The sequence below is a fragment of the Vreelandella songnenensis genome (genome assembly GCF_003002925.1).
GTDB lineage: Bacteria > Pseudomonadota > Gammaproteobacteria > Pseudomonadales > Halomonadaceae > Vreelandella > Vreelandella songnenensis.
Genome location: NZ_PVTK01000003.1, coordinates 299,219 through 314,238, shown reverse-complemented (window position 1 = coordinate 314,238; position 15,020 = coordinate 299,219). Strand labels below are relative to the sequence as shown.

Sequence of the window (15,020 nt, the reverse complement as noted above, 5' to 3'; positions counted from 1 at the left end):
CTGAAGAGGTAAACGCTATGAAACGTGCCATTGTGCTGGTACTCGACTCCTTCGGCATCGGCAGCGCCGCCGATGCCGCCGCCTTTGGCGACGAAGGCTCGGACACGCTGGGCCACATTGCCGCCGCCTGCGCGCGCGGCGAGGCGGATACCGCGGAACGCTCGGGCCCGCTCAAGCTGCCCAACATGGCAAGGCTTGGCCTGTTTCACGCCCACCGGGACAGCACCGGCACGGTGGCCGAAGGCGTTGCCCTGCCAGACGTGCTTGAAGGCGCCTACGCCCACGCTCAGGAAGTCTCCAGCGGCAAGGACACGCCTTCCGGCCATTGGGAAATTGCCGGCGTGCCGGTGCGCTTCGACTGGGGCTACTTCACCGACAAGACCGAAAGCTTTCCCGCTGAACTGCTGGACAAGATCGTTCAGGAAGCGGGCCTGCCCGGCGTGATCGGCAACTGCCACGCTTCGGGCACCGAGATCATCGCCCGCCTGGGGGATGAGCACGTAGAGACCGGCAAGCCGATCGTCTACACCTCGGCGGATTCGGTGTTTCAGATTGCCGCTCACGAAGAGCACTTTGGCCTCGAGCGTCTCTACGCGCTGTGCGAAACCGTGCGCGAATTGCTGGAGCCCTACAACATCGGCCGCGTGATCGCTCGCCCGTTCATGGGTGAAGACAGCAAAAGCTTTGCGCGCACCGGCAACCGCCGCGACTACAGCGTCGAACCACCTTCCCCCACCGTGCTGCAGAAGCTTCAGGAAGCCGGCGGTGAAGTCGTGTCGATTGGCAAGATTGCCGACATCTACGCCCACTGCGGTATTACCCACAAGGTAAAGGCCAGCGGCCACGATGCACTGATGGACGCAACGCTTGGCGAAGTGGCCCGCACCGCTGCCGACACCAGCGACCGCCCGACCATGATCATGACCAACTTCGTCGATTTCGACTCGGTCTACGGCCACCGTCGCGATGTGCCGGGCTATGCCGCCGCACTCGAGCACTTCGATGCCCGCCTGCCGGAACTGCTCGCCGCGCTGAACAGTGACGACCTGCTGATTCTGACGGCGGATCACGGCTGCGACCCAAGCTGGGAAGGCACCGAGCACACGCGCGAATACATTCCGGTAATGGTCAGCGGTGCCGGATTTGCCCCTGGCCCCATGGGCGCGCGCGATACCTTTGCCGATATCGGCCAGACCCTGGCGGACTATTTCGATCTGCCCGCCATGGCCGATGGCGAAAGCTTTCTATCCTACGCGGCCTGATGGCGCCGTTGACTGTTAAAAAAGGAACATTGTATGGCTACTCCGCATATCAGCGCTGCAGACGGTGATTTCGCCGATACGGTACTCATGCCCGGCGACCCGCTGCGCGCCAAGTACATTGCCGACACCTACCTTGAAGACGTACGCCAGGTAAACGACGTGCGCGGCATGCTGGGCTACACCGGCACCTACAAGGGCCGCCGGATCTCGGTCATGGGCCACGGCATGGGCATTCCGTCGGTGTCGATCTATGCCAAGGAGCTGATTACCGATTACGGCGTGAAGTCGATCATTCGCGTAGGCTCTTGCGGTGCGGTACGCGATGACGTCAACGTGCGCGATGTGGTGATCGGCATGGGCGCGTGCACGGATTCCAAGGTGAACCGTATGCGCTTCAACGACCACGACTTCGCCGCGATTGCCGATTTCGAACTGATAAGCCACGCCGTGGCCGCCGCCAAGGCGCAGAACGTGCCGGTGAAGGTCGGCAACATCTTCTCGGCGGACCTGTTCTACAACCCGCAGACCGACATGGCCGAGCTGATGAAGCGCTACGGCATTGTCGGTGTCGAGATGGAAGCCGCCGGCCTTTACGGCGTCGCTGCCGAGTTTGGCGCCCGTGCGTTGACCATCTGCACCGTGTCGGATCATATTCTCAAGGGCGATTCGCTCTCCAGCGCCGACCGTCAGACCACCTTCAACGACATGATGGTGATTGCGCTGGATACCGTACTGCGCGATGACGCGGCCAACGCCTAAGTGGATCACTTCGAGGAGTCACCTATGAGCCAGGTAGATCCTGCATTGGTCGATACGCTGTTGAATGCCCTGGCGAACGCCTATGCGCCCTACTCTGACCACCCGGTGGCGGCGGTCATGGAGAGCCCGAACGGCCAGCAGTTCGTAGGCAGTAACGTGGAAGTTGCCCACTATAAAGGCCTGTGTGCGGAAGCCTCGGCGATCAGCGCCATGATCAGCGCCGGCCAGCGCGAGCTTGCCAAGGTGTATGTCATGGGCCCCGGCGAGCACCTGTGCACGCCCTGTGGCGACTGCCGCCAGCGTATTCGCGAGTTCGCCACGCCTGATACGCAAATCATGGTGCTCTCCCGCCAGGGCGAGGTACTCAAGACCTACACCATGCAGACGCTGCTGCCGGATGCCTTCGGCCCGGAACAGCTGCCCAAGCGCCAGGGCCAGCAATAGATAATCCGCATGCCGGGTGCATGGTAATGCCTGCCGCCGTCTTTGACGGCGGCTTTTATTTGCCCCGGCCTCACCCGGGCACCGCTGGCCTCCCCCTGCGATTCCTCGTATCCTGTGCGCCACTGTACTGCGCTTTTTCCGGCGCCCATTGATCAAGGAGAACGCCATGGCGGCCCTACTGCCCAACGTCGACCCCACCGGCCTGCTCGAATACTCGGTGGTGTACACCGACCGTTCGCTCAACCACATGTCGCAGCAGTTTCAGCACGTGATGCGCGATATTTCAGCCACGCTCAAGGACGTCTATAACGCTCACGCATCGGTTATCGTGCCGGGTAGTGGCACCTTTGGCATGGAAGCGGTGGCGCGTCAGTTCGCGCTGGATCAGAGCACCCTGGTGATTCGTAACGGCTGGTTCAGCTACCGCTGGACCCAGATCATCGACATGGGCCGCTTGACCGACCAGCACACGGTGCTCAAGGCGCGCCGCGTCAACCCGGATGATCGTCAGTCGCCCTTCGCCCCGGTGCCCGCCGAGGAAGCCGCCGCGCGTATCCGCGAGGAGAAGCCCGCGGTGGTGTTCGCCCCACAGGTGGAAACCTCGGCCGGCCTGCTGCTGCCGGATGACTATATTCGCACCGTGGCGCAAGCGACCCGCGAGGCTGGCGGCCTGTTCGTGCTGGACGCGATTGCCGCCGGCACGCTGTGGGTGGATATGCAGGATCTGGGTGTGGACGTGGTAGTCAGCGCCCCGCAGAAAGGCTGGAGCGGCTCGCCCTGCTGCGCCATGGTGATGCTCTCCGAGCGCGCCGTAAAGCGCCTGGATGAAACCCAGAGCAACAGCTTTGCCTGCGATTTAGCCAAGTGGCATGCCATCATGCAGGCCTACGAGAACGGCGGCCATGCCTACCATGCCACCATGCCCACGGATGCCCTGCGCCAGCTGCGCGATATCATGCAGGAAACCCGCGAGTACGGCTTCGAGAAGGTAAAAGAGGAGCAGCAGGCCATTGGCCAGGAAGTGCGCGCCATGCTCAAGCGCCATGGGTTTGTCAGCGTAGCGGCCGAAGGCTTTGAAGCCCCGGGCGTGGTGGTCAGCTATACCGATGATGCCGGGCTTGTGGGCAAGTTTGCCCAGGCGGGCGTTCAGATTGCAGGCGGCGTGCCGCTGATGTGCGATGAAGGCGACGACTTCCAGACCTTCCGGATCGGCCTGTTTGGCCTGGACAAGCTGCACGAGACGAAGCGCAGCGTCGCCAATCTTGAGCAGGCGGTCAACGCGCTCGGCTAATCGCGCTTTCTGTTTGCCCGATCAACCGCCTGGCGCGTTTAACCGTGCAGGCGGTTTTTTTCAAGGTGGGGTCATGGAGACGCGCTTGCGGAGACGGACTCCTGGGCCGCTTCCTCATTGGGGATGTTATCAGCTACTTTTTCCACATCGACAATGCCCGAACGGCTGACCACGACCTTCCAGCGCGCCAGGTAGGGCTGGTCTTCGCTGCCCGTCTCTCGCACGATCAGGTTGAACAGATGGCGGCGCTCCACGCTTTCGCGCACTGCCTGACCGTCCTTTAGCCGGTAGATATGATGCTTCTCCTTGCTCATCAGGCGGGTCAGCATCAAAAGATCAACGTGCAGCGTTTCCCGGGTGTGCTCGTAGCCGCTTAAAAAGCGCGTGGGCAGCATGCGCGAGCTGGAGCGGTAGTGCAGCACCATCTCTTCGCGCTGGGCGACCGTGCGCCGGCGCATCTGTTGAATGTCCTTGTCGAGCGCGGCATAACGCTTGTAGTCGAACCATTCGAGCTGACGGCCCACCATGGCGTTGCGGGTCGGGTCGACGTACTGGCGCCGCCACTTGGGCCTTCCACGGCGCAGCCAGCGCCACAGCGTATTGCGCAGGTCATCCTTGAATACCTCGCGCAGGGCGTAAAGCAGGGCCATGGCCAGTACAAACAGCGCGGTGATATCGCCCACCACTTCGCGCACGCGCAGTACACCCAGCGTCACACAGGCCATGACCACCGCCGTGGCCAGCGCCTTGACCGCTTTCTGCTCGCCGCTGCCAAGCTCCAGCGACTCCTGCTTGAGGGTAATCGGGTACTCGATCAACCTGCGCAGCAGGCGCATCTTGTTGGACATGCGCGTGGGGTCCGCCATTACCCGTTCAGCGTTGTACTGCTGCTCGCGGCGGTACTCGCTTTCACGCTCGCAGACACTGATAAAGCGCCGCTTGATATCGGTGAACTCACCGCCTCTCGGCATATAGGCCACCAGGGCAAGCAGCTGCTGCTCGGTAAACCAGGAGAGGTAGTTATCGATATTGGCGAAGTACTTGGAGAGACGCTCGTCGGTGGGCTGATTGCGGCGCATCTTTTTCAGGATACTTTCGCTGAGATCGCACATCTCGTTTAGCTGCTCGCTGAGCTCCTGGCCACCTCCCTGAACCTCTTCCGACTCCTTCTGACGCTCGCTGCGCAGCTTGCGCTCGCCCACCAGCAGTTCTTGCGTCGTGCGCTCCATGGCGACGACGTACTGGTAGGCATAAAGGCTCAGGCTCAACCGGTAGGATTCACTGCCCAGCTGGTTACGGCTGGCAAGACGGCTATGCACCAGCGGCAGGTGGTAGGCATCGCTGTAGTAAGTCCGCGAGACGCTGATCGAGGCGTGATAAAATGCCTCTTCGGAAATCACATGGGCGTTCAACCCAAGCTCTGCCGGCATGAAAAGATAGACGTCAAGCCTATGCGATGTCTCTTCCTTGAGGCGCCGGGTAAGGCGCAGCTGGAAGCTGTTCTTGCGCTCGACGCTGATCACCTGCTTAATCTCCTGCTTTATTGCCTACTACGATGATATACCATGGCACTAATTATCATGGTGAGCCATTTAACGCGGTGCTGGCCCACTTCTTCGCTTCTGGAGCCCGGGAATGTCCATTGCCCGTTTTTCACCCTTTGAGCTGCTGCTTCTGAAAAGCCGCAGCCAAGTGGATACGGCAAAGCTACTGCTGCTGGCCTGGGTTCTGGCCCATCGCCAGCAGGTATCCGAAGGTCAGCGGCGGCGCCGCCTGGCCCAGGTATCCGTGCACTTTCGTCACGGCCACGAGCTGGCACCGGTCATGCACATTGCCCAGCAGCGCGACCTTCAGGCGATTCAACTGGCCGCCGAGGTGCTGCGCAGGGAGTGCTCCAAGGAGCACGGCCTGGGGGTGATGCACCAGGCCATTGTAGTGGCCACCGACACCGGCGAGCTTTCGCTGGCCAATCACTATATCCTGCGCTTTCTCGCCGACCTGCTGGGCATTTCTCCGGGAACGCTGAACACCCTGTTTCAGGAGTTGACGGGGCGCGCTCTGACAACCCCTGAAGACCCTAGCCGCGATGCCTACTGGCGGGTACACGATGCCGACTACTATGCCGAACAGGCTCGCGAGGCCGAAGCCGCCCGGCAGCGCGCCCAGGAGGCACAGGAAAAGGCCGAGGCCAGTCAGCGCCAGCGCGAAGAGGCCGAACGAGCGCGGGCACAGGCAGAGCGCGAAAAGGCCCACCATCGCCAGCAGCGCGAGCGCTCCCGTCATCAGGAGCGTGGATCGCACCGACAGAACTCGCAACAGGGCACGTCCTCAACACCGCCGGACCGGACAACGCGGGCGCTGGCCGTGCTGGGACTGATGCCCGGCGCCAGCAAGCTGGAGGTCCGCAAGGCGTACCGGCGCATGGCTCAGCTGCACCACCCGGACCGCTTCTATACCGAAAGCGAACACCGGATTGCGCTTGCTTCGGCACGCTTTCAGCGCATCAAAAGCGCCTATGATTACCTGATGCACACCTACCAATAATAACCGGCCTACTTCTATGCGCGACCTTTACCAACGCCTTGGCGTGTCCCCCCAGGCAAACGACGAAGAGCTGAAACAGGCCGTGGCCCGCTGCCCCAACAGCGCGCTTCGCCAGGACGCCGAAGCCGTCTTTGGCGTGGCAACGCATCGTGAGAGCTACCACCAATCGCTTGAAGCGCTGAACGATATCGGCCAGCTGCGTGCACGGCTAGGGCTGACCCACGGCGCGCACTGGCAAGGGGATGTGGCCAATGACTTCTCGCGGCCACCGGATCAGGCGGTGTCGCGCCATGACGAGCTGGTCGACCGCGTAAGCCACGCCGTGACGCTTTATAACCGCCTGCGCGGGCGGCGTGGCCTGTGGTTACTCATCGCCGCTTTCGGCATTGGAACGGGCATAGGTATTGTCGTGGGGTTCGCGCTGAGCCGCACCTTCGCCGCGTGAGGCAGGCGAGCGCTCACGTTCATCACGCCTTACCTCGGCCTCGGTAGGCCGTGGGGCCGGCTTGGGCGGCGGCGGGCTGTGCTTGGGCGCGTGCTGCTCTTCGCCTTGTGCCGCCCCAAACGAAAGCTCGGTGCCTTCTTCTGGCGTCATGCGGTCCTCTGAGCGCGCCTCCATGCTGACGCTGAGGCGCGGCACGCCAAGGTCGATGGCCTGCTCTTCCATGCGCTGCTTGAGCAGCAGGTTGAAGGCGCGTGAAACATCCCACTGCATTTCCGGCGCCGTGCGAAAACGCATGCGCAGCACCGGGCACCCCTCTTCAAAGCCCTGCACGCCCTGCATTTCCAGCGGCGACCAGATGTAGTGGCGCATCATCGGATCCTTGCGCAGCTCCAGCGCCGTCTCCTGCATCAGGGTAATCGCATCGTCGATTTTCATGTCGTAGGGAATGCGGATGCGCATCAGGGCGATACCGAACTGGCGCGACATGTTGTGGATCGACTCAATCCGGCTGAAGGTAATGATGTGCACGACGCCGTCCAGGTCGCGCAGGCGTACCGTGCGCAGCGTCAGCCCTTCGACCGTCCCCATGTGGTTATTGATGCGCACGAAATCATCTACCGCCAGCGAGTCCTCGATCAGGATGAAGATGCCGGTAATCAAATCCTGCACCAGGGTCTGCGCACCAAAACCAATCGCCAGACCGATCACACCGGCACCCGCCAGTAGCGGCGTGACGTTGACGCCCAGGTTCGCAAGCCCGGCAATGAAGGCGATGATCAGGATGGCGACGAAGATCACGTTGCGGATCATCGGCGTGATGGTTTGCGCCCGCGCCTGGTTGACTCGGCGCCCTCGGGCGCGGCCTGACGAGGTAAGCGCCCGCTGAATGGCCGTATCGGCAAAGATCCACACCAGCCACGCCAGCAGAATGGTCGCCCCCAGGCTGACCAGCGCCTGCCCGATTCGCGCACTGGCCACTGCCTGCTGACCCAGCCCGAAGAGCGAGCCGCCCCAGATCTGCATGAAGAGTTCGGCAAACACCATCCACGAACAGATATGCGCCAGCACAAACCCGAAGCGCTCCAGGCGTTTGCGGTACTGGCTCTGGCGGCGACGATGACGGCGCTTGCCAAGCCGGACCTCCTGGCGGCGCAGCAGGCCGGTAATGACCAGCGTGAGTACCAGAAGGCTGGCGGAGATGATCGAGCGTGCCAGTGCCGTGCCCACATCGCCCACGGTAATGAAGATGGCCAGCAGCGAGCCGCCTACCAGCAGCAGCGCCGGCACGTGCCAGAGCCCGCCGAGGGCGCGGATCATCTCGACAGCCGTGCTGGCATCGCGGCGCTGCTTGTAGGGGCGGTTGCAGATCAGCTGGCGTACCGGGCGCTTGAACTTGATGATGAACCGGGCAGAAAGCAGCGCGGCCAGCATGTTGGCCAGCACCGAGGTAAGGCTTGCAAGCTCACCGCCCAGAAGTTCGACCAGACGGGTCGAGTTGACCGCATCGCCGAGGGCGATCAGCGCGCCGATCACGAACAGCCCGCGCAGCGCCTGCTGCTGCAAAAGCTGTACGGCGGTAAACCGGTGCCCCCGGCTGAAGAAGGCAATGACCGTTTCAAACACCACCGAAAGCGCTCGTCCGCACAGGCAGATATAGGCCACGACCAGCACCAGCGTACGCCCGGCGCTATACGACAGCAGTTGCCCCACCCCCAGGGTAATGACGAAGGCGAGCGCCCAGGGCAACATGCGGCGCAGAAAGTGAGCGGCCAGCAGCCACGCCTTGGGGTCGCGGGGCAAATCCAGCGGCCAGTGGCGCCGGGTAGCCACCAGGCGCCCGAAGGCGACCATCACGACCAGAAGCGTGACCCAGATCACCGCCAGCACCGCACCATCGGCCACGGCACGAATCACCTCGCCCTGGCTTGCGCCATCGTTCAGCGCGCGCAGGTCCGCTGCCCCCTGCACCAGTTGCCTGGACCACTCATCAATGGGCGAGTCGCCGGCCTGGGCCTGCTCACCGATATCGGTCAGCGTATCGGCAAGCGCGCCCAGAAGCCCTTGGCGCACGACCGTCTCTTCTTCTGCGGCATCGGCAGTCACCTGCAGTTCGCGCAGCGAGTTGAGCAGATCCGTGCGCCGTTCCTCGTTTTCGAGCATGCCGATGACATCGTCAAGCGAGCGTTGAAACTCGTCACTGCTGACATCGGCCTCTTGACTTGGCTCTGCTCCAAGACTTGGCAGCGAGACGCCGGGCACCTGCGCCTGAGCCGCCGTCACGCTGAGGGCGAGCGCCAGAATGAGGCCGATGACAGTGTTGATTATCCAGTGCTGTCGCACGCCTTGCTCCCGAAATGGATGGGTAAATGATTCGCTGCATATCAGGGTGCCGGATTGCCGGCTGCCCTGGCGAATCCGCTCAGCCTTCACGCGTGCCTTTCTTCTTGCCGGACTATGATAGGCTGATAGTTTAAACGTTCACCTCACAGGATGCCGAGATGACGCTGCAAGCCCCTCCTAACCGGTTCAATAGCGATGGCAAGATACGTCACGTGGGCGTCGAGATCGAGTTTGCCGGCCTGCCGCCGCGCGAGACGGCGCAGGTAGTGCGTGACCTGTTCGGCGGTGAGCTTAACGTGGTCAGTCCTCATCGGCTACAGGTGGAGAGCACGCGCTGGGGCGAGTTCGGCATTGAGCTTGATACACAGTACGCCCATCCGGATCAGGCGGTGCTGGATGAGAGCAGCCATCAGGATAGCGAATGGGAACGGCTTCAGCATCAGCGCCGGGTAGAGTTTCATCAGAAAACCCGCGAGCTGATCGGCGATATGGTGTCAGGCCTGGTGCCCACCGAACTTATCTGTCCACCCGTGCCCTGGAGCGAGCTGGAAGGCCTGGACACCATCTTTGATGCGCTGCGTGAACAGGGCGCCAAGGGGACCGACGCAAGCCTTTTGTACGGATTTGGCCTGCACCTCAACCTTGAAGTCGAGTGCCTGGATGTCGAGTACCTGTTGAGAATGCTGCGCGCCTACCTGCTTCTGGCCCAATGGCTGCGCGATGAGATCAAAGTGAATATCACCCGGGAAGTGCTTCCCCACGCCAATCCATTTCCCAAGGAGTATGCGCTCAAGGTGCTGGACAGTCGCTACCAGCCGGACCTGGACACGTTTATCAGCGACTACCTTGCGTACAACCCGACCCGCAATCGCGAGCTTGATCTGTTGCCGCTGTTTGCCTATCTGCGCCCTGACCATACTCACGAGCTCTTGCATACCAAGCTTACCAAGCCGCGCCCTACGTTTCACTACCGGCTGCCCAATGCTCAGCTTTCCCAACCCGGCTGGGGAGCGGTTACCGAATGGAACCGCTGGGTCGAAGTAGAGAAGCTGGCCGCCGACGAGGTAGCGTTACGCGCCCGCTGCCATGAGTACATCGCCAGGCAGAATCGACCACTCCTTACGCGTTTAAAAGACAAGCTGATGCGTTGGAAGAATCGGCGTTAGAACGGAGACAGAATTTACCCACGCTCAGGACGCATCACCATCTTGGATACTCAAAGGGAATCTATCTGAATGTCCCGGCCGCTTATTGGAATCACCACTTCGGACCGTAAAAGCCAACTTGCCTGGTGGTTTGACTGGTTTGCCGTATGGCGCCACGGCGGCAAGCCGCTGCGCCTCTCCCCTTCTCGCCCGTTGCCAGAATACCTTGATGGCTTGATCATCGGTGGTGGCGACGATATTCAGGCGACGCTTTACGGTGGGGAAATTCAGCTCGACGTGCGCCTCGACCCCGCCCGGGATGAGCTCGAGCTCAGCCTGCTCGAGCACTTTATTCCGCTTAACACCCCGGTGCTGGGCATCTGCCGGGGCGCTCAACTGATCAACGTACACTTGGGCGGCACCCTGGACCCCGATATCTACACCACCCACGAAGGATTAAAGCGCAGGCGCACGGTGCTGCCACGCAAGACCGTGGACATTGTCGGCGACAGCCAGCTCTATCGGCTGCTGGGCGTGACCTGGTGTCGGGTCAACAGCCTTCATCACCAGGCGGTCAACGAGGCGGGCCAGGGAATCGCGATTGTTGCCCGCGACCGCGACGGGCTGGTGCAGGGCATCGAATCACGTGAGCACGATTTTCTGATCGGCGTACAGTGGCACCCGGAGTGGCTGATCTTCAACCGCCCCCAGCAGCGCCTTATTCGCGCCCTGCTGGAAGCGGCCAAGCAGCGCCAGAAAAATGCTAGGCGTTGAGTACTGCCAGTGCCGCATCATAGTCGGGCTCGTTCTTGAGCTCACTGACCAGCTCGCTGTGCAGCACCCGGTTATCCGCATCCAGCACGACCACGGCGCGAGCACACAGACCTTCCATGGGGCTATTGCATAGCGCCACGCCCCACTGCTTTTGAAACTCCCGGTGGCGGAAGGTCGACAGCGTCTTCACGTTATCCAGCCCTTCCGCGCCGCAAAAGCGCTTGGCCGCAAACGGCAGGTCCGCCGAGACTACCAGCACCACAGTATCCTCAAGCGTTGAAGCCAGCTCATTGAAACGGCGCGTGGACATCGCACAGGTGGGCGTGTCCACACTGGGAATGATATTGAGCACCTTGCGCTTGCCGGCATAGGTTTCAAGCGTTACATCCTGCATATCGCTTGCGGTCAGCGTCATGGCCGGGGCGATTTCGCCCTTGACGGGCAGCAAGCCGTCGACATCCATCGGTTCGCCGGCGCGGGTAATCTGTTGCATGGAAGCTCCTTATATCGTTGATCGTCAATACATTCCGGGTATCAGACAAGCCATGGTAGGCTATCGTTCGCGTTTTGCAGATCGATTGCCAGACGCTGGGTTCAACGTTTGCGCTGCATTTCCCTGAGGGAGTGGTATGGCCTGTGTACTGATCGTTAAAACCGGCGACGCTTATCCAGAAGTTGTCGCCGAGCACGGTGATTTTGAAACGCTTTTTTCTCATCAATTAAGCACTGCGCTGCCCGCTCACCTGACGCTGGACGTATGGGACACCAGGCGTCATTCCACGCCACCTGCACTTGATACCCTGGCCGGCATTGTGATTACCGGTTCGCACAGCATGGTCAGTGACGCCGAACCCTGGAGCGAGGCGCTCAAACCGTGGCTGAAAGCAGCGCTTGAAAGCGACGTCCCTATGCTGGGCGTGTGCTACGGGCACCAGCTGATGGCCGCCGCCTTTGGTGGGGTAAGCGACTACCATCCTGGCGGTCGCGAATCGGGCACTCACGGGGTCGAGCTGACCCAGGCGGGCCGGCAGGACCCGTTATTTGGCCAGTTGCCGGAGCGCTTTGTCGCCCACCTTTCCCATGCACAGACCGTTGTTCAGGCACCCGAAGGGGCGACGATACTGGCCTGTAACGGCCACGATGCCCACCAGGCATTGTGCTACGGCCCGCGCCAGTGGAGCGTGCAGTTTCATCCAGAATTCACGCCGGCGGTCATGCGGGCGTACATTGCGCGCCAGCGTGCCGCCTTGCGCGACCAGCACGAAAGCCCCGATGCGTTGGCCGCTGACGTCGCCCCGGCTCCGGAAGCGGCCAGCCTGCTGCAGCGGTTTCTGGGCTTTGTATAGCGCTTACTTCTTGCGCTGATCGCGGCGCGAGGCGAGCCGGTCCGCCAGGCGGGTCGGCTCGGGTAGCTTGGTACGCCCTAAACAGCGCACCACCCACTCAAGAGATGTTTCCAGACTGATCCGATGCCCTGGCGATACGAATACCGGCTTCACTTTGGCACGCGAGCGTAGCACCGCGCCGATGGTCGCGTTTTTTGCGCGCAGCGGCGTCCAGTCACCGCGCGCCTCGCCTACGTCCTCATGCTTGCCGTAAAGGCGCGACTTGGCGATACCGATCGTCGGCAGATCAAGCCATAACCCGAGATGCGCGGCGATGCCGAGTCTTCGGGGGTGAGCGATTCCCTGGCCATCCACCATGATCAGTTCGGGCATTACGCTGAGCTTTTCAAACGCTCCGAGGGCGGCCGGGATTTCCCGAAACGACAACAGCCCAGGAATGTAGGGCATGCGCGTCGGCTCGCGGTGAACAATCTGCTCGACGACGGCAAGATCCGGCGCAGTGGCCGGGTCCCACTTGAGCAGCACTATCGCCGCGCGCGTCGTGTCACCGCCATCTTCAAAGCCGATATCCATGCCGGCGATATGGGTGACTGGGTCAATACGGTCGGCAGGTTCGAGGCGCTGGGCAAGCTCTTTTTGCAGGGCAATGGCCTCCTGAGGGGCCAGGTTCCATTCGTGTAGCGCGTTCTTCATCGTCGACTCCCTGTCAGCATTCGTCTGGATGCTCTTCAGGGTAGCAAAAAAATGCCCCCGCACCGTTTCCGGGCGGGGGCATCGGGCGCAGCGTTTGCCGCTAGCGAACGTTTACGTGCTTACGCTTCGCGGCGACGAACCGGCGCATCGCCATCATCGCGACGGCGGCGCGGTGCACGCTCAGGAGCGCTATCTTCACTGATTTCCAACGGACGGCCGGCAACACGGGCACGGGCCATCTTGGTCAGGATCGTGGCAGGCAGACCGCTCGGCAGCTCGACCACCGAGAAGGCGTTACGGATATCGATACGGCCGATACGCGCGCCTTCGATACCGCCTTCATTGGCCAGTGCACCCACCAGCTGGCCCGGCTTGACGCCATCTTTATGGCCAACGGATACGCGGTAGCGGGTCATGCCTTCGCTGGGTGTGCGCGGGCGCTCACCACGTTCGCCACGCTCACGACGTGCGCCAGGCTTGGCGCTGCTGCCCGCATCACGCGTAGAGCGCTCTTTACGCGGTGCCTGCAGACGGCCAATCGGCGCTTCATCAGCACGCGCCATGGCAGCGAATGCACAGGCAAGCTCAACCGGGTCGTGGCCTTCTTCCACCAGACGCTCGACCAGCGCACGCTGTTCTTCTGCACCCTTGGTCAGGGCGGCTACCACGCGGTGGTGGAAGACTTCGTCGCGGTGGGCGCGAATGGCGGCTTCGTCAGGCAGCGGCATTTCGGTCATTTTCTGACCGGTTGCCTGCTCCATCCAGCCCACTTTACGGCCTTCACGGAAACCGGCGAAGGTAATCGCGATGCCGCTACGTCCAGCACGGCCGGTACGGCCAATGCGGTGCGTATAGGCTTCGGCGTCCTGGGGCAGATCGTAGTTGATGACGTGGGTGATGCGCGGCACGTCAAGACCACGGGCGGCGACGTCGGTTGCGATCAGTACGTCGACCTTGGCACGCTTCAAGCGCGTGATGGTGCGCTCACGCAGGCTCTGGTCCAGATCACCGGACAGGCCAGCGGCGTTCACGCCACGCGCGGTCAGCTGCTCGACCAGAGTGGTACAAGCGGCACGGGTACGTACGAAGACGATAGCGGCATCGACCGGCTCGACTTCAAGAATACGTGCCAGTGCTTCAAGCTTGGCGCCGCCATCGACACGCACGATGCGCTGTTCGATGTTTTCACCGGTAGTGGTGCGCGATTCGATCGCCACTTTTACCGGATCAACCAGATAACGGTTGACGATACGCTCGATTTCGGTGGGCAGCGTGGCCGAGAAGAAAACGCGCTGTGCATCTTTCGGGGTATCGGCGACCACACGTTTAACGTCGTCGATAAAGCCCATGCGCAGCATTTCGTCGGCTTCGTCCAGCACCAGCGCAGACAGGCCATCAAGCTTCAGGCTGCCGCGATCCAGGTGATCGATGATACGGCCGGGGGTACCAACGATGACCTGGGCACCACGCTTCAGCGCGCCTAACTGTTCACGATACTCTTGACCACCACACAGGGTTGCCACTTCAAGGCCCTGCAGGTTTTGACCATACTTGCTAAATGAGGCGGCAACCTGCTGAGCAAGCTCGCGGGTCGGCGCCATGACTAATACTTGGGGTACGCGACGCTGAATATCCAGACGTGACAGTAACGGAAGAGCGAACGCAGCGGTTTTACCGGTACCCGTTTGCGCCTGGCCCAGCATATCGCGGCCTTCCAGCAGCGCTGGAATGGTTTGCGCCTGAATCGGCGAGGGAGTTACATAGCCCTGTGCTTCAACAGCAGACAGAACAGCAGGCAATAGAGCCAGATCGCCGAAGCTCGGCGAGGCGACAGAAGTCGAGGTCATTAATCACACCTTGGTAGGCCGGCAGTACCGGCAAAAAGCATCGTAAGCGTCTCTGACTCTGTTATCGCTGCATAAAAATCAACAATAAACAGACTCCGCCAAGCGGATAGTGTCATCAGTGGAGTCGGAG

Annotated in this window: 14 protein-coding genes; 9 read left to right on the top strand and 5 right to left on the bottom strand. The window is 61.7% G+C overall.

Annotated elements, in window-relative coordinates:
• Nucleotides 1-17: 17 nt before the first annotated feature.
• From B0H98_RS07860 to B0H98_RS07845, 4 genes are all read left to right on the top strand, one after another.
• Complete coding sequence (locus B0H98_RS07860) at nt 18-1,262, top strand: phosphopentomutase (RefSeq protein WP_106374511.1); 1,245 nt, start codon at nt 18-20, stop codon at nt 1,260-1,262.
• A gap of 33 nt (nt 1,263-1,295) precedes the next feature.
• The gene (gene deoD / locus B0H98_RS07855) at nt 1,296-2,021 is read left to right on the top strand and encodes a purine-nucleoside phosphorylase (protein WP_106374510.1); all 726 of its coding nucleotides are present in this window, start codon (nt 1,296-1,298) and stop codon (nt 2,019-2,021) included.
• A gap of 24 nt (nt 2,022-2,045) precedes the next feature.
• Nucleotides 2,046-2,465 (top strand): cytidine deaminase, encoded by a 420-nt coding sequence (gene cdd / locus B0H98_RS07850; RefSeq protein ID WP_106374509.1) that lies wholly within the window; start codon nt 2,046-2,048, stop codon nt 2,463-2,465.
• A 166-nt stretch (nt 2,466-2,631) separates the two neighbouring features.
• Nucleotides 2,632-3,756, top strand: a complete 1,125-nt coding sequence (locus B0H98_RS07845; protein WP_106374508.1) for an aminotransferase class V-fold PLP-dependent enzyme — start codon at nt 2,632-2,634, stop codon at nt 3,754-3,756.
• Nucleotides 3,757-3,827: 71 nt separating this feature from the next.
• On the opposite strand, the gene B0H98_RS07840 is transcribed toward B0H98_RS07845, so the two are convergent.
• Complete coding sequence (locus tag B0H98_RS07840; RefSeq protein WP_106374507.1) at nt 3,828-5,279, bottom strand: hypothetical protein; 1,452 nt, start codon at nt 5,277-5,279, stop codon at nt 3,828-3,830.
• Between the two features lie 112 nt (nt 5,280-5,391).
• Between B0H98_RS07840 and B0H98_RS07835 the strand changes: the two genes are divergently transcribed.
• Together B0H98_RS07835 and B0H98_RS07830 are read left to right on the top strand one after the other, a co-directional pair.
• A complete protein-coding gene (locus B0H98_RS07835; RefSeq protein ID WP_106374506.1) occupies nt 5,392-6,300 on the top strand; it encodes a DnaJ domain-containing protein in 909 nt (302 codons plus the stop codon).
• 16 nt (nt 6,301-6,316) lie between these two features.
• Complete coding sequence (locus tag B0H98_RS07830; protein WP_106374505.1) at nt 6,317-6,745, top strand: hypothetical protein; 429 nt, start codon at nt 6,317-6,319, stop codon at nt 6,743-6,745.
• Here B0H98_RS07830 and B0H98_RS07825 read toward each other — a convergent pair.
• Nucleotides 6,665-9,085 carry a mechanosensitive ion channel family protein gene (locus B0H98_RS07825; protein ID WP_106374504.1) on the bottom strand — a complete coding sequence of 807 codons (2,421 nt, stop codon included), beginning with the start codon at nt 9,083-9,085 and terminating at the stop codon, nt 6,665-6,667. The two genes, B0H98_RS07830 and B0H98_RS07825, sit on opposite strands and share 81 nt — an antisense overlap.
• Before the next feature lie 158 nt (nt 9,086-9,243).
• Between B0H98_RS07825 and B0H98_RS07820 the strand changes: the two genes are divergently transcribed.
• Complete coding sequence (locus tag B0H98_RS07820) at nt 9,244-10,251, top strand: amidoligase family protein (RefSeq protein ID WP_106374503.1); 1,008 nt, start codon at nt 9,244-9,246, stop codon at nt 10,249-10,251.
• Between the two features lie 69 nt (nt 10,252-10,320).
• The gene (locus tag B0H98_RS07815) at nt 10,321-11,004 is read left to right on the top strand and encodes a gamma-glutamyl-gamma-aminobutyrate hydrolase family protein (RefSeq protein WP_106374502.1); all 684 of its coding nucleotides are present in this window, start codon (nt 10,321-10,323) and stop codon (nt 11,002-11,004) included.
• On the opposite strand, the gene tpx is transcribed toward B0H98_RS07815, so the two are convergent.
• Nucleotides 10,994-11,497, bottom strand: a complete 504-nt coding sequence (tpx, locus tag B0H98_RS07810; RefSeq protein WP_106374501.1) for a thiol peroxidase — start codon at nt 11,495-11,497, stop codon at nt 10,994-10,996. The genes B0H98_RS07815 and tpx overlap by 11 nt on opposite strands.
• Nucleotides 11,498-11,633: 136 nt before the next feature.
• Here tpx and B0H98_RS07805 point away from each other — a divergent pair, with 136 nt between their 5' ends.
• The gene (locus tag B0H98_RS07805; RefSeq protein WP_106374500.1) at nt 11,634-12,350 is read left to right on the top strand and encodes a glutamine amidotransferase; all 717 of its coding nucleotides are present in this window, start codon (nt 11,634-11,636) and stop codon (nt 12,348-12,350) included.
• 3 nt (nt 12,351-12,353) lie between these two features.
• On the opposite strand, the gene nfi is transcribed toward B0H98_RS07805, so the two are convergent.
• Together nfi and B0H98_RS07795 are read right to left on the bottom strand one after the other, a co-directional pair.
• Nucleotides 12,354-13,043 (bottom strand): deoxyribonuclease V, encoded by a 690-nt coding sequence (nfi, locus tag B0H98_RS07800; protein ID WP_106374499.1) that lies wholly within the window; start codon nt 13,041-13,043, stop codon nt 12,354-12,356.
• A gap of 119 nt (nt 13,044-13,162) precedes the next feature.
• The gene (locus tag B0H98_RS07795; protein WP_106374498.1) at nt 13,163-14,890 is read right to left on the bottom strand and encodes a DEAD/DEAH box helicase; all 1,728 of its coding nucleotides are present in this window, start codon (nt 14,888-14,890) and stop codon (nt 13,163-13,165) included.
• Between the last annotated feature and the right edge of the window lie 130 nt (nt 14,891-15,020).

What these genes read in the sequence shown, in the direction of transcription:
- B0H98_RS07805 (WP_106374500.1), top strand. Translation starts at nt 11,634, where the DNA reads ATGGCCTGTGTACTGATCGTTAAAACCGGCGACGCTTATCCAGAAGTT.
- nfi (WP_106374499.1), bottom strand. Translation starts at nt 13,043, where the DNA reads ATGAAGAACGCGCTACACGAATGGAACCTGGCCCCTCAGGAGGCCATT.
- B0H98_RS07820 (WP_106374503.1), top strand. Translation starts at nt 9,244, where the DNA reads ATGACGCTGCAAGCCCCTCCTAACCGGTTCAATAGCGATGGCAAGATA.
- B0H98_RS07830 (WP_106374505.1), top strand. Translation starts at nt 6,317, where the DNA reads ATGCGCGACCTTTACCAACGCCTTGGCGTGTCCCCCCAGGCAAACGAC.
- B0H98_RS07845 (WP_106374508.1), top strand. Translation starts at nt 2,632, where the DNA reads ATGGCGGCCCTACTGCCCAACGTCGACCCCACCGGCCTGCTCGAATAC.
- B0H98_RS07795 (WP_106374498.1), bottom strand. Translation starts at nt 14,890, where the DNA reads ATGACCTCGACTTCTGTCGCCTCGCCGAGCTTCGGCGATCTGGCTCTA.
- B0H98_RS07815 (WP_106374502.1), top strand. Translation starts at nt 10,321, where the DNA reads ATGTCCCGGCCGCTTATTGGAATCACCACTTCGGACCGTAAAAGCCAA.
- B0H98_RS07835 (WP_106374506.1), top strand. Translation starts at nt 5,392, where the DNA reads ATGTCCATTGCCCGTTTTTCACCCTTTGAGCTGCTGCTTCTGAAAAGC.
- B0H98_RS07860 (WP_106374511.1), top strand. Translation starts at nt 18, where the DNA reads ATGAAACGTGCCATTGTGCTGGTACTCGACTCCTTCGGCATCGGCAGC.
- cdd (WP_106374509.1), top strand. Translation starts at nt 2,046, where the DNA reads ATGAGCCAGGTAGATCCTGCATTGGTCGATACGCTGTTGAATGCCCTG.
- tpx (WP_106374501.1), bottom strand. Translation starts at nt 11,497, where the DNA reads ATGCAACAGATTACCCGCGCCGGCGAACCGATGGATGTCGACGGCTTG.
- deoD (WP_106374510.1), top strand. Translation starts at nt 1,296, where the DNA reads ATGGCTACTCCGCATATCAGCGCTGCAGACGGTGATTTCGCCGATACG.